Origin of the sequence: Blautia liquoris (assembly GCF_015159595.1) — a bacterium.
Classification (GTDB): domain Bacteria; phylum Bacillota; class Clostridia; order Lachnospirales; family Lachnospiraceae; genus Novisyntrophococcus; species Novisyntrophococcus liquoris.
The window spans coordinates 2,004,522-2,017,925 of the sequence record NZ_CP063304.1 but is presented as its reverse complement, the minus strand read 5'-3'; the positions used below and the strand labels follow the sequence as shown (position 1 = coordinate 2,017,925).

Here is a 13,404-nt window from a genome sequence, read left to right as displayed (position 1 = left end):
TCGTTTTTCTAAAAGGAGTATTTTATTATGAATGTGCCAAATCACGTGGCAATTATTCTTGATGGAAATGGGCGCTGGGCAAGGAAAAAAAGAATGCCCAGAGGTTATGGACATATGGTGGGATGCGATAACCTTGAGAAGATCTGCTACACCGCCAGAGATCTGGGAATCAAATATCTGACAGTGTATGCTTTTTCTACGGAGAACTGGAAGAGATCAAGGGAAGAAGTGGATGGTCTTATGAATCTTTTTCGCCGCTATCTGAAAAGATGTATCAAAAGTTCCAGGGAGAATGAGATGTGTGTCAGAGTTATTGGTGAAACGAGTGTTTTTGATGATGATATTCAGGAAAGCATCAGGACTCTGGAAGACTATTCGAAGGACTATCGTAAGCTTTATTTTCAGATTGCCTTAAACTACGGAGGGCGGGACGAGATCTTAAGAGCTGTATCAAAACTTTCAGCAGATGTCAGAGATGGAAAACAAAGTGCAGACGCAATTACATCTGATACGTTCGAGGCATATCTTGACACGGCAGGGATTCCCGATCCGGATCTGATGATCCGCACAAGCGGTGAACAACGTCTTTCGAATTTCTTGTTATGGCAGCTTTCCTATTCAGAATTTTATTTTACAGATGTTCTCTGGCCGGATTTCAACAAAGAGGAATTGGTCAAGGCTATTCGCCAATATAATAACAGAGACCGGAGATTTGGGGCGGTGAAAGGGGATCCATCATGTTCACAACAAGACTGATGAGCGGAATCGTATTAGTTTTAATTGCTCTTTTAACCATTGGGACAGGAGGAACCATCCTTTTTGCAACTCTTTTGATCGTCTCTTTGATTGGTGCATATGAACTTCTTAAGGCTTTAAAAGTTCAGGATGAAAAGCTCAATACCCTTTCCGCGGCAAGTTACATTGGTATTATCCTGTATTATGCAGCTGTGGTACTTCCAGATGTGAGAATCGGACATATGCACATCAATAACCTGGATCTGCCCGGTATGGCACTCATCTCATCACTCATGCTGGTCATGTGTGTCTATGTCTTCACCTTTCCCAGGTATCATGCGAACCAAGTGACTGGGGCTCTTTTTGCAGTTATATATGTTGGTGTTATGCTTTCTTATATTTATCAGACCAGGATGATTGAAGGCGGCAAGTATCATGTATGGCTGATATTCTTGTGTTCATGGGGTGCTGACACTTGTGCCTACTGCGTGGGTATCCTTTTCGGAAAGCATAAGATGGCGCCCGCGCTCAGCCCGAAAAAATCGATAGAGGGAGCAGTTGGAGGGGTATGTGGAGCCGCACTTCTCGGATTTTTGTTCCAGCTGGCGACATATGGTTTATCTTACCAATATGCCATCATCTGTGCAGTCGGAGCAGTGATTTCTATGGTTGGAGATCTCGGAGCGTCTGCGATTAAGCGAAATATGGGGATTAAAGATTATGGTACCCTGATACCTGGTCATGGCGGGATCATGGATCGTTTTGACAGCGTTATCTTCACGGCACCTGTCATATACTACCTCTCGTCTTTTCTGATAGGTTAAGACGCAGACCGGATCACGCGATGAGGGAGGAAAATATATGAAGAAAATAGCGATATTAGGTTCCACTGGTTCGATTGGAACTCAGACACTGGAGGTCGTGCGGGAGAATACGGATATAGAAGTGCTGGCTGTCAGTGCCCGCTCAAATATCAGAAAACTGGAGGAACAGGTGCGTGAATTTTCACCGAAACTTGCAGCAGTCTGGGATGAAAACCATGCTTGTGAATTAAAAAGAGCAATTTCGGATACTAATACTAAAGTGGTATATGGAATGGATGGCCTGCTAGAACTGGCATCCATCAGCGAGGCCGATATGATTGTCACAGCAGTGGTTGGCATGATTGGGATACTGCCGACGATTGAGGCAGTCAAAGCAGGAAAAGACATTGCTCTCGCAAACAAAGAGACTTTGGTTACAGCTGGACATATTATCATTCCGCTTGCCAGAAAACACAAGGTGCAGATCCTTCCAGTTGACAGTGAACATAGTGCAATCTTTCAATGCATAAACGGCGAGGATAAGAAGACAATTGAAAAGCTGTTAATCACTGCTTCCGGAGGTCCCTTCCGCGGGAAGAAGACAGAGGAATTGAAAAATGTCTGCGTGGAGGATGCGCTGAGACATCCGACATGGTCTATGGGAAATAAGATTACGATTGATTCAGCGACACTGGTGAATAAAGGACTGGAAGTGATGGAGGCCAGCTGGCTCTTTGATGTGGATATTGATCAGATCCAGGTTGTAGTGCAGCCGAGCAGTACCATCCATTCCATGGTCCAGTTTCAGGATGGTGCGGTTATGGCACAGCTTGGAACGCCGGACATGAAGATTCCCATACAATATGCCATATATTATCCGAATCGCCGCTATGCAAGTGGCAGGCGGCTTGACTTTACCACATTGACACAGATTGATTTTGAAGTTCCTGATACCGGGACATTTCGAGGGCTTCCGCTTGCCTTTCGTGCGGCAAAGGAAGGCGGTTCGATGCCCACCGTGTTCAATGCGGCAAATGAACGTGCTGTGGCAATGTTTTTAGGACACAGAGTTGGTTTTTTGGATATCTATAATATCATCGAGGGTGCGATGGACCATCATCAGGTGCTTGATAATCCTACTGTCGATGAAATCTTAAGTGCTGAAGCTGAAACTTACGACTGGATTGAAAGCAGGTGGAGTATTTGATTATTAACATTATTATTGCAGTACTTATTTTCAGCATTGTGGTGATTATACATGAGATGGGTCACTTTTTGCTGGCTAAGGCTAATCACATCACTGTGACCGAATTTTCCGTCGGTATGGGACCGACACTTCTCTCAACAGTTAAGAATGACACTAAATATTCTCTGAAACTACTTCCTTTCGGAGGTTCCTGCATGATGCTCGGGGAGGATGATAATTCTGAAGCAGAAGGTGCTTTTAACAGCAAATCGGTCTGGGCGCGTATGTCGGTTATTATTGCAGGACCTCTTTTTAACATGATTCTGGCTTTCTTTCTGTCGATTATCATCATAAGCTTTGTCGGATCTGATCCCCCCAGAATTACAGAAGTAGAAGCGGGATCACCGGCTGCCGAGACAGGTCTCAAAGAGGGCGATCTAATCACCAGATATGAGGGAAGCAGAATCTCTATAGGAAGAGACTTATATACGAAGGTTAATCTGGACGGAATTCCATCGGACAACATCACATTGAGCTATAAACGTGATGGGAAGACTCATGATGTCACCTATGTCCCGGACTCAGAAGAGAAATATATGCTTGGATTCACCCATGAATCCGGGGAAAATAAAGCGGAAGTGATTTCTCTTATGCCGGGCTATCCTCTGGCAAAAGCCGGAGTACAGGTAGGAGATATCATATTGGAACTAAACCATACGGTGATAAACAGCAATCAAGATCTGGAAGATTATATGAGCAGTCACCCGTTTTCGGATGATTCTGTGGACATCACATATCAGCATAAGGATCGAATTCACGATGCCACAGTCACACCCAGGCTCACCAAAAATGCAGCACTTGGATTTGTATTTAATCTTGGAAGAGAAAAACAGCCTCCGCTTTTGATCTTAAAGTACAGTGTTAAAGAGATTGGCTATTGGATCAAGACTACAGTGAAAAGTCTTGCAATGCTCATTACAGGTAAGTTTACCGTCAATGACCTGAGCGGACCAGTTGGGGTGGTAGATGAGATTGGAAAGACAATCAACAGCTCCAGGGCTGATGGAGGCTTTTATGTGATCATGAACCTTTTAAACTTTATGATATTACTGTCCGCCAATCTGGGAGTGATGAATCTGATTCCGTTTCCAGCTCTGGACGGCGGAAGACTTCTGTTCCTGATCATAGAGGCGATTCGAGGCAAGGGAATCAAACAGGAAGTAGAAGGGATGATTAACTTTGCAGGACTGATGCTTCTGATGGCGCTGATGGTATTTGTCATGTTCAACGATATAAGAAAAATTTTCTGATACCAAAATTGTAATCCTACAAACATTCGAAATACACCCTAATCGGGTTGCTTTCTCATGTTTGTTCGGGTCCCAAGGTCATGCGAGCATGAAACGCAGGACCTTTTGACCCTGGTATCAAATTATCAGAAAAAGGTAATATCAGAAAAAGTTTAAAAAGGTATTGACGAATTCTGAAACGGATGATATAATAAATTTTGTCGTTTGGGAAAAACGAGAGAAATACATATGCGCGAGTGTCGGAATTGGCAGACGAGCTAGACTAAGGATCTAGTGATTATTGCAATCGTACGGGTTCAAGTCCCGTCTCGCGCAGACAAAAAAGGCATCGCATTGGTTGGGTTTATCTAAGCCATGCGATGCCTGATTTTTTGCTGTTAAGTCAATTCTGCGATTCGGGTAACTGCTACATAGATATCCTGAATCTTATACCATGTAGGATAGTCGATGATACCTGATGCGGGCAGACCAAACAAGGACTGGAAAGCCTGAACGGTATGCTGAGTATTTTCGGTGAAAGTGCCATCCTGATTTGTGGTGGGTATGCTGGAGTAGACAGCGGCAATGGCATTCAGCTGATCCTGAATCTGAGATACCTTTGGACCGGAAGCACCGATGTCAAGATTATAACCAGGCCACGAAGCAGGTACACCGGATACCTCCTCTGCCGTGTTGATGTACATATCCTGCCCGTAATAATTGCGAAGAATTTGTATGGTGGAGTAGCCCTGATCCCCGAGATATTTAGAACCCCACTGAGCCATCCAGTTTGGACAGGTTACTCTGTTTCCGTCACAATACTGTGTGAGAATGGGCTGACGGACATTTGGCCGCGACAGGTAATTTGAGAACATTTCATCGACGATCTGGGAAATACTGTCGAAATAATTACGTCCGTGAATCCACTTGTGATCATAGGCAGTAGAGGAGGTGATGGTAAAATCGTTTCCTTTGTTGCGGTACCACTCTGTATATACACGGTTCAATGTGAATGACATGATAGCCAGAATGTTGGCTCGAATTGTGGCATCCGGCCAGGTGGCATAGATTTCACTGCTGGCTACATTTTTAATATAATCTCTGTATCGTTCGTAATAGTTCGCTGCGGTGGGGTCACCGGGTGCTCCGTCATGAACAACGACAAATTCCGGGATGACGACCCTGCTCAGTACAATTTCTCCTGTCTCATCGACCGGTTTTATCTCATCCTCCGGGATTTTAGGCGGATATTCATAATAGAGTGTGTGGGCTGCGATAGCTATGTCCATGAAAGGATTTTCAGGAGTTTCTGGATTTAATTGGACTGGCTGAATGGCAGTAGAATCCGGCAGCAGCTGACATCCCGATATTTCAACAGGCTCATGGCCGCTGGCATTTACTTTAATCGTATATTCTGAATATGGCTGATTTTCATTTGGTGCCATGCTGTAGTCGATTGGCGGAGCAGGAAGTTCAACAACAGGTGTACGGCCATTATTGTCTGTGGTGAGTTCTTCCAGAATATTTTGGGGATCACCGGTATAGGATATGCTGACACTGGCCTGATCTATCGGATGATTTTGAGGAAGGCTGCTTACTTGTACCTGAAGTTTCCCATTATCCACCTGGTTTGTATCCATCTTTTTCATACAAAAATAACCTATGGTATATTAATTATTCTAATCTATGCATAGGGAAAGATTTTCATTCCGAATTCACTCTGAAAAAAATGAAATAAAAAAGGAAAATTGTCATTTGCGGGGTATGTTAATTACAGGAAGGATTATTGTAATTCTTTGGAGGTGTTGTCTATGAATATACGAGAAAGCTTTGAAGAACGCGAATTTCAGGAACTAAGCCCCTACGCATCCTACAGCAGGAATTCAAGAGGACGTGATGTATACGAGACGGAGTGCGACATTCGTACAGTTTATCAAAGAGACAGAGATCGGATTCTGCACTCGAAAGCATTTCGAAGGCTGAAAGATAAAACACAGGTGTTTCTTGCCCCGCAGGGGGATCATTACAGAACAAGGCTTACACATACTCTGGAAGTCTCACAGACGGCCAGGACAGTGGCAAAAGCCCTGAATCTGAACGAAGATCTCGTTGAGGCAATTGCACTGGGACATGATCTGGGACATACGCCATTTGGACATGCAGGGGAGGATGCACTTAATAAAGTATGTCCGGAAGGATTTGCTCATTACAAACAGAGTATTCGGGTAGTAGAGATCCTCGAAAAGGAAGGGCAGGGGCTGAATCTGACATGGGAGGTCAGAGACGGCATATTAAACCACCGGACAGCTGGCACACCACATACGCTGGAGGGACAGATTGTACGTCTTTGTGATAAGATGTCCTATATCCATCACGATATGGACGATGCCAAAAGGGCCGGGATTATCTCTGAGAATGATATTCCGATTACAATCCGTGTGGTGCTGGGTGAGACAAGCAGAGACCGCTTGAATACGATGATTCATGATATTATTATCAATAGTATGGGGAAAGATTCAATTCGGCAGTCGAAAGAAATTGCTGAGGCTATGCGCACGCTGAGACAATTGATGTTTGACAACGTATACAATAATTCTATAGCGAAAAAAGAAGATGATAAAGCAAAAAGAATGCTGACAGAGCTTTATGAATATTATAGTGATCATATCATCGAGCTGCCGGATGAATACCAGAGACTGATTCTCGCAGGAGAAAAAGAAGAGCGTGTGGTATGTGACTACATCTCAGGGATGACAGATCAGTATTCGATGCACAAGTTTGAAGAATTGTTTGTTCCCAAAGCATGGGCGGTCTATTGACTGCACCCGTTGCGGATGCAAAATTTTATTAGAAAAGAGGAGAAAGATGCGCTATTCGGATGACTTGATAGAAGAAATCCGTCTAAAGAATGATATTATTGATGTGATTGGCGGATATGTGCAGTTGAAGAGGAAGGGAAGCTCTTATTTTGGACTGTGCCCCTTTCACAACGAGAAGACACCGTCCTTTTCCGTAAGTCCGTCAAAGCAGATGTATTACTGTTTTGGATGCGGGGCCGGTGGAAATGTGTTCACATTTTTGATGGAATATGAGAACTTTACATTTCCGGAGGCAGTTAAATCTCTGGCTGAACGTGCTGGGGTGAAACTTCCCGATCTTGAATATTCGAAAGAGGAGAAGAGAAAAGCTGATCAGAGGTCAAGACTTCTGCAGATCAATAAAGAAGCGGCAAAGTACTATTATGTTCTGCTTCGAGATCACAAGGGATGTCAAGGACTTGAGTATCTAAAAAAGCGTGGACTTTCCGATGAGACAATACAAAGATTTGGTCTTGGCTATTCTGACAAATTCGGAGGAGGACTTTATAAATTTCTGAAACAGCGGGGATATCCGGATGAGGATCTTCGGGAATCGGGACTTTTTAATTCGGATGAAAGACACGGAATGTACGATAAATTCTGGAACCGTGTTATATTTCCGATTATGGATGTAAACAATAAAGTGATAGGTTTCGGAGGAAGAGTGATGGGTGATGGAAAGCCGAAATATCTGAACTCTCCTGAGACAAAGATTTTTGATAAAAGCAGGAACCTTTATGGACTGAATGCTGCAAGACTCTCCAGAAAGAAGAATCTTATTATCTGTGAAGGATATATGGATGTGATCTCCATGCACCAGGCTGGATTCAACCATGCAGTTGCGTCGCTTGGAACAGCCCTTACATCGCCCCAGGCAAGTCTTTTAAAACGCTATACCGATGAGGTTTTAATTATATATGACAGTGACGAGGCAGGCACGAAGGCAGCGCTGCGGGCAATCCCACTTTTAAAGGAGGTGGGGCTGTCTACGAAAGTTGTGAATCTGAAACCGCATAAAGATCCGGATGAATTTATAAAAAGTGAAGGCAGCAAAGCCTTCGAGGCACGCCTGGAGAAAGCTGAGAACAGTTTCTTATTTGAGGTGCGCATGGCAGAGCGTGATTATGATATGAATGATCCTCAGGGAAAGACGGATTTTCTTCATTACGTGGCAGGAAGATTACTGAACTTTGAGGATGAAATTGAACGCAATAACTATATTGAATCGGTTGCCAGGGTTTATCATATCGAACTTGCTACATTGTCGAAACTTGTTGGAAAACTTGCTCTGAAAGGGGCAGGAATTATTAAGACTAAGAAACCGAAATCTGGCATTCATTCAGATCGGGAAAAGGAGAGCGGAACGGATAAAGCTCAAAAGCTGATGCTGACCTGGATCACATCATATCCTGATATCATGGAACAGATTACGGATTACATATCCCCTGATGATTTTACGACCGATTTGTATCATAAAGTAGCTGTAATGATATTTGAACAGTATCACGAGGGTGAGATAAATCCGGCCAGACTGCTCAGCAGATTTGATGACAGTGATGAGACAAGAAAAGTTACGGCCTTGTTTAACGCCGTGATCCCTTTGAACTCTGATGCCGAGAAAATGCAGGCTTTAAGTGATGTGATATGTAACATGAAAGAGCACAGTATTAATTATCGCTCTTCCCGCTTAGATCCCACGGACATGCAGGGACTGCAGGAAGTGATGCGTGATAAAAAAGCACTTGAACAGTGGAAGGAAAACGGCATAAGGCTGCATATTTCCTTTGACTAAGGATAAAATATAAACAGTATGTGGAAGGATGGAACATATATGGAATTCGAAAAAGAGAAATTCTTGGAAAAAATGAAAGGGCTTGAAGATCTGGCTAAAAAGAAGAAGAACGTTTTGGAATATGAGGAAATTAACGATTATTTCAAAGATATGCCTTTGGATGCCGAACAGATGGACAAAGTATTCGACTATCTGGATGCGAAAAGTATTGACGTACTGAGAATTTCCGATAACGGATCCGACAGCGATGATGATATCCTGCTTCTTTCCGACGATGACGATGAGGGGAAAGAGGACGATGTTGACATGGAAAAAATCGATCTCTCGGTTCCGGAAGGTGTCAGCATTGAAGACCCGGTGCGTATGTACTTAAAGGAGATTGGAAAAGTTCCGTTGCTGTCGGCGGATGAGGAGATTTCGCTTGCCAAGAAAATGGAACAGGGAGATGAAGCGGCAAAAAAACGCCTTGCTGAGGCAAATTTAAGGCTGGTGGTTTCTATTGCAAAGAGATACGTGGGAAGAGGAATGCTGTTTCTTGATCTTATCCAAGAAGGAAACCTCGGTCTGATTAAAGCTGTGGAAAAATTTGATTATCGCAAGGGATATAAGTTTTCCACATATGCAACGTGGTGGATTCGTCAGGCAATCACGAGGGCAATTGCCGATCAGGCCCGAACCATCAGAATTCCGGTTCATATGGTAGAGACAATTAATAAACTTATCCGAGTATCCAGACAGCTCCTTCAGGAACTGGGCAGGGAACCTACTCCTGAAGAAATTGCCGAAGAGATGGATATGCCGGTAGAGCGTGTCAGGGAGATATTGAAGATTTCTCAGGAGCCAGTCTCTCTTGAGACACCGATTGGCGAGGAGGAAGACAGTCATCTGGGCGACTTTATTCAGGACGATAACGTGCCGATACCTGCCGATGCGGCTGCATTTACCATGTTAAAAGAGCAGCTGGAAGAAGTTTTGGATACTTTGACCGACAGAGAGCAGAAAGTTCTTCGTCTGCGTTTCGGATTGGACGACGGACGTGCACGTACACTGGAAGAAGTCGGAAAAGAATTCAATGTGACGAGAGAACGTATTCGTCAGATCGAGGCAAAAGCACTGCGAAAACTGAGACATCCCAGCCGAAGCAGAAAACTGAAAGATTATCTGGATTGACAGGATGATGGCAGTACAGTTGTCAAAAAGGCTTGCGGCGGCTGCCTGTATGGTCACAAAGGGAAACCGGGTCGTGGATGTCGGCTGTGATCATGGCTATCTTCCGATCAGTCTTGTGAGGGAGGGAAGAGTTCCCAGTGCGATAGCGATGGATGTAAATCAAGGGCCGCTTTTGCGGGCACAGGCGAATATCATGCGGTATGATCTTTCAGACTACATAGAGACTCGTCTGTCAGACGGGGTTTCTTCACTTGCTTTGAATGAAGGAGATACTCTTGTGATTGCGGGCATGGGCGGACCTTTGATGGAAAAAATTCTCGATCGTGGGGAAGATGTGCTTGGCAGCTTTCAGGAGTTTGTTCTGGAGCCACAGTCGGAGTTGAGACATTTTCGATTATTTCTCACGACACATGGATATGGAATTATTTCTGAGAATATGGTATTGGATGGAGGAAAGTTTTATCCAGTCATAAAGGCGGTTCATAAAGAGATGGAGCCGCTAAAACCGGAAGAACTTGAATATGGGCCCTGCCTTTTAAGAGATCGAAACCCTGTTTTATATGAATATCTGTGCCGGGAAAAGGAGAGTACGCGAAAGCTGATATCCTTGCTGAGCAAAAGTCATAGCGCTACAGCACTTACCCGAAGAAGGGAACTGGAACAGAAGATGAATCTTATAGACATCGCAAATAGTTACTACGATTATGGATGACAATTGTAAGGAGGTGTCACAGATGGATCAGAGGATGTATCAGGCGACGATCAGGGGAGAGACAAAAACCTTCCCTGAAGGAACCACTTATGGTGATATTGTAAAAGAATATGACAAGGGACGGGATCTTCCCACCCTTTTAGTTTTTGCAAATGGAATCTTAAGGGAACTGCACAAGCCTCTTGAGGAGGACTGTACTCTGGAACCTGTGGGATTAAAGGACAGCATTGGACACGAGACATACAGAAGGAGCATGACGCTTCTCCTTTTGAAAGCGATCTATCATATCGGAGGCTCTCAAAACATAGAAAAGGTGATTCTTCATTTTTCTGTCGGATCAGGTTTTTACTTTACAATGAAAGGTGATGTGGTATTAAATGATGACTTTCTTTCAAAGGTAAAGGCCTATATGCAGGAACTCATTGACCGCAAGATTCCAATCATAAAAAGAAATGTCAGTACTCTCAATGCAAGAGAACTTTTCGCAAAGCATGGTATGCATGACAAAGAGAAACTGTTCCGGTATCGGAGAAGTTCTGGGGTCAATATCTATAGTATTGAAGATTTCGAAGATTATTTTTATGGATTTATGGTATGGCATACAGGTTATCTGAGATATTTTGATCTTTGCCTCTATGATGAAGGTTTTGTACTTCAGATGCCAAGAAGAGACAATCCAACAGAAATTCCAAATTTTGAAACCTCTCCCAAAATCTTTATGATTCAAAAGGAGTCTGAACACTGGGGACAAAAACTTGGCATTGATACGGTTGGTGATTTAAATGAATCCATCAGTAAGGGAAATGTGAAAGAACTCATCCTTGTGTCAGAGGCACTGCAAGAGGCAAGAATATCAAAGATCGCAGATCAGATTGCAAAAAAACGGCATGTAAAGTTTGTGATGATTGCAGGGCCGACTTCTTCCGGGAAGACGACATTTTCCCACAGGCTGTCTATTCAACTTTCCGTTCACGGACTGAAACCGCATCCGATTTCCATGGATGATTTTTATGTCAATCGTTTGGATACGCCCAAAGATAAGAATGGCGAGTATGATTTTGAGAGTATTGAAGCGATTGATATCCCTCTTTTTACGGAAAAGATGCAGGCCTTGCTGGATGGTGAGAAAGTGGAGATGCCACACTTTAATTTTGTCACAGGAGAGCGGGAATATCATGGAGATGTTATCTCGCTTGGTGAAAATGATATACTTGTATTGGAAGGTATTCATGGACTGAATGATAAGACCAGCCATATGCTTCCGGCCGAGAGTAAATTTAAGATCTATATCAGTGCACTGACACAGCTCAATGTCGACGAACATAATAGAATTTCGACAACGGACGGAAGACTGATCAGACGTATTGTCAGGGATAACCGCACCAGAGGAATCAGCGCTCAGAAAACAATCGCTATGTGGAATTCCGTAAAAAGAGGAGAGGTACAAAACATCTTTCCCTATCAGGAGGAGGCGGATGTCATGTTCAATTCGGCACTTTTATATGAACTGGCAGTTCTGAAACTCTATGCAGAACCTATCCTTTTCCAGATTCCGGAGAACACCCCGGAATACATGGAGGCAAAGAGACTTTTGAAATTTTTAGACTATTTTGTCGGAGTTCCGGGTGAAGATATTCCGCAGAATTCCATATTGCGGGAGTTTGTCGGAAACAGCTGTTTTGACGTGTAATGTGATTTCACCCACTGGACAAAAGAGAAATTTTGTGATAAAATTTAAACGCTGTACAAGTAGAGTATGTAATCGCAGCTGACATATGCCGAAAGGCGTCAGGTGAGGAAAGTCCGGGCTTCGCAGGGCTGGATGCCGGATAACGTCCGGTGGAGGTGACTCCAAGGATAGTGCAACAGAGATATACCGCCTGCCGCATATGTGGCGGGTAAGGGTGGAAAGGCAGTGTAAGAGACTACCGTTTTTCTGGTAACAGAAGAAGCCATGTAAACCCCATCCGAAGCAAGACCGAATAAAAGCGATGTGGCTGCCCGTCACGCTTTTAGGTGGGTCGCTTGAGACTGCTGGCGACAGCAGTTTTAGATAGATGATTACACACGACATAACCCGGCTTATCGCTCTGCTTGTATGATGAAAATTGTCGATGAATATATTTCCACAGACTGACCGTGCAGATACTTCTGCTTAAGGCGGTTTGTGGATATTTTTTTGCAACGGGGAAAGGATGACGTTGATGCACGGAATCAATAACATTATTCTGGCCTCCCAATCACCCAGACGAAAAGAGCTGCTTGATCAGGTTGGTATTGCCTGCCGTGTTGTGCCAGGAAACTTTGAAGAAAAAATCACATCCAGCGTTCCGGAGGAAGTCGTCACAGACCTCTCCAGGGGAAAGTGCCGTGAAGTATCATCAAGGATGAGACAAAGCTGTATCATAATTGGAGCGGATACGATTGTTTCGGCAGACAACCAGATACTTGGAAAACCTTATGACAAAACGCAGGCGAAAGAAATGTTGCTTACCTTACAGGGAAATACACATCAGGTATATACCGGTGTTACAATTATCTGGAAAACGTCCAAAGAGATACGCAGGGAAACAACATTCTTTGAAAAAACAGATGTAACTTTCTATCCCATGTCTGACAGGGAGATCAATGAATATCTAAAGACGGATGAGCCGATGGATAAAGCAGGAGCCTATGGCATCCAGGGTCTGTCGGCGGTATATATAAAAAAAATAAATGGCGATTATAATAATGTTGTCGGACTTCCTGTTGCAGCAGTCTACCAGATTCTAAAATCTGCCAGTGAAACTTACGATATTCAAAATGATATTTTTGAATAAATCTGCAATATTGCATCTTGAAGAATACAACATATTGTGT

11 protein-coding genes, 1 tRNA gene and 1 other RNA gene are annotated in these 13,404 nt (G+C 43.6%); 12 read left to right on the top strand and 1 reads right to left on the bottom strand.

Features of this window, described 5'->3' with window-relative positions:
* Positions 1-27: 27 nt before the first annotated feature.
* The 5 genes from INP51_RS09275 (at position 28) to INP51_RS09255 (ending at position 4,349) form a co-directional block, all read left to right on the top strand.
* A complete protein-coding gene (locus INP51_RS09275) occupies positions 28-756 on the top strand; it encodes an isoprenyl transferase (RefSeq protein ID WP_193734584.1) in 729 nt (242 codons plus the stop codon).
* Complete coding sequence (locus tag INP51_RS09270; protein ID WP_193734583.1) at positions 738-1,559, top strand: phosphatidate cytidylyltransferase; 822 nt, start codon at positions 738-740, stop codon at positions 1,557-1,559. Before INP51_RS09275 ends, INP51_RS09270 begins: the two co-directional genes overlap by 19 nt.
* 37 nt (positions 1,560-1,596) lie before the next feature.
* Positions 1,597-2,745 (top strand): 1-deoxy-D-xylulose-5-phosphate reductoisomerase, encoded by a 1,149-nt coding sequence (locus tag INP51_RS09265; protein ID WP_193734582.1) that lies wholly within the window; start codon positions 1,597-1,599, stop codon positions 2,743-2,745.
* Positions 2,742-4,034, top strand: coding sequence for an RIP metalloprotease RseP (rseP, locus tag INP51_RS09260; RefSeq protein ID WP_329602295.1), 1,293 nt, complete (start codon positions 2,742-2,744; stop codon positions 4,032-4,034). The genes INP51_RS09265 and rseP overlap by 4 nt, the downstream gene beginning before the upstream one ends.
* Before the next feature lie 230 nt (positions 4,035-4,264).
* Positions 4,265-4,349, top strand: a tRNA-Leu gene (locus tag INP51_RS09255).
* 62 nt (positions 4,350-4,411) lie between these two features.
* Here INP51_RS09255 and INP51_RS09250 read toward each other — a convergent pair.
* A complete protein-coding gene (locus INP51_RS09250; RefSeq protein WP_193734581.1) occupies positions 4,412-5,662 on the bottom strand; it encodes a peptidoglycan-binding protein in 1,251 nt (416 codons plus the stop codon).
* Between the two features lie 162 nt (positions 5,663-5,824).
* Here INP51_RS09250 and INP51_RS09245 point away from each other — a divergent pair, with 162 nt between their 5' ends.
* The 7 genes from INP51_RS09245 to INP51_RS09215 all read left to right on the top strand — a co-directional run bounded on the left by INP51_RS09245 (position 5,825) and on the right by INP51_RS09215 (position 13,364).
* The gene (locus INP51_RS09245; protein WP_193734580.1) at positions 5,825-6,832 is read left to right on the top strand and encodes a deoxyguanosinetriphosphate triphosphohydrolase; all 1,008 of its coding nucleotides are present in this window, start codon (positions 5,825-5,827) and stop codon (positions 6,830-6,832) included.
* Between the two features lie 46 nt (positions 6,833-6,878).
* The gene (gene dnaG, locus INP51_RS09240) at positions 6,879-8,663 is read left to right on the top strand and encodes a DNA primase (RefSeq protein WP_193734579.1); all 1,785 of its coding nucleotides are present in this window, start codon (positions 6,879-6,881) and stop codon (positions 8,661-8,663) included.
* Between the two features lie 39 nt (positions 8,664-8,702).
* A complete protein-coding gene (rpoD, locus tag INP51_RS09235; protein ID WP_193734578.1) occupies positions 8,703-9,833 on the top strand; it encodes an RNA polymerase sigma factor RpoD in 1,131 nt (376 codons plus the stop codon).
* A 4-nt stretch (positions 9,834-9,837) separates the two neighbouring features.
* Entirely contained in the window at positions 9,838-10,545 is a 708-nt protein-coding gene (locus tag INP51_RS09230) for a tRNA (adenine(22)-N(1))-methyltransferase (protein ID WP_230406758.1), read from the top strand.
* Between the two features lie 22 nt (positions 10,546-10,567).
* Positions 10,568-12,235 (top strand): nucleoside kinase, encoded by a 1,668-nt coding sequence (locus INP51_RS09225; RefSeq protein ID WP_193734577.1) that lies wholly within the window; start codon positions 10,568-10,570, stop codon positions 12,233-12,235.
* A 56-nt stretch (positions 12,236-12,291) separates the two neighbouring features.
* Positions 12,292-12,646: RNase P RNA component class A (rnpB, locus tag INP51_RS09220), an RNA gene on the top strand.
* A gap of 103 nt (positions 12,647-12,749) precedes the next feature.
* On the top strand, positions 12,750-13,364 hold the full coding sequence (locus INP51_RS09215; protein WP_230406757.1) for a Maf family protein: 615 nt from the start codon (positions 12,750-12,752) through the stop codon (positions 13,362-13,364).
* Positions 13,365-13,404: the final 40 nt, after the last annotated feature.

Coding starts and splice junctions, on each gene's coding strand:
- INP51_RS09215 (WP_230406757.1), top strand. CDS start 12,750: ATGCACGGAATCAATAACATTATTCTGGCCTCCCAATCACCCAGACGA.
- INP51_RS09265 (WP_193734582.1), top strand. CDS start 1,597: ATGAAGAAAATAGCGATATTAGGTTCCACTGGTTCGATTGGAACTCAG.
- INP51_RS09245 (WP_193734580.1), top strand. CDS start 5,825: ATGAATATACGAGAAAGCTTTGAAGAACGCGAATTTCAGGAACTAAGC.
- INP51_RS09230 (WP_230406758.1), top strand. CDS start 9,838: ATGATGGCAGTACAGTTGTCAAAAAGGCTTGCGGCGGCTGCCTGTATG.
- INP51_RS09270 (WP_193734583.1), top strand. CDS start 738: ATGTTCACAACAAGACTGATGAGCGGAATCGTATTAGTTTTAATTGCT.
- INP51_RS09250 (WP_193734581.1), bottom strand. CDS start 5,662: ATGAAAAAGATGGATACAAACCAGGTGGATAATGGGAAACTTCAGGTA.
- INP51_RS09275 (WP_193734584.1), top strand. CDS start 28: ATGAATGTGCCAAATCACGTGGCAATTATTCTTGATGGAAATGGGCGC.
- dnaG (WP_193734579.1), top strand. CDS start 6,879: ATGCGCTATTCGGATGACTTGATAGAAGAAATCCGTCTAAAGAATGAT.
- rpoD (WP_193734578.1), top strand. CDS start 8,703: ATGGAATTCGAAAAAGAGAAATTCTTGGAAAAAATGAAAGGGCTTGAA.
- INP51_RS09225 (WP_193734577.1), top strand. CDS start 10,568: ATGGATCAGAGGATGTATCAGGCGACGATCAGGGGAGAGACAAAAACC.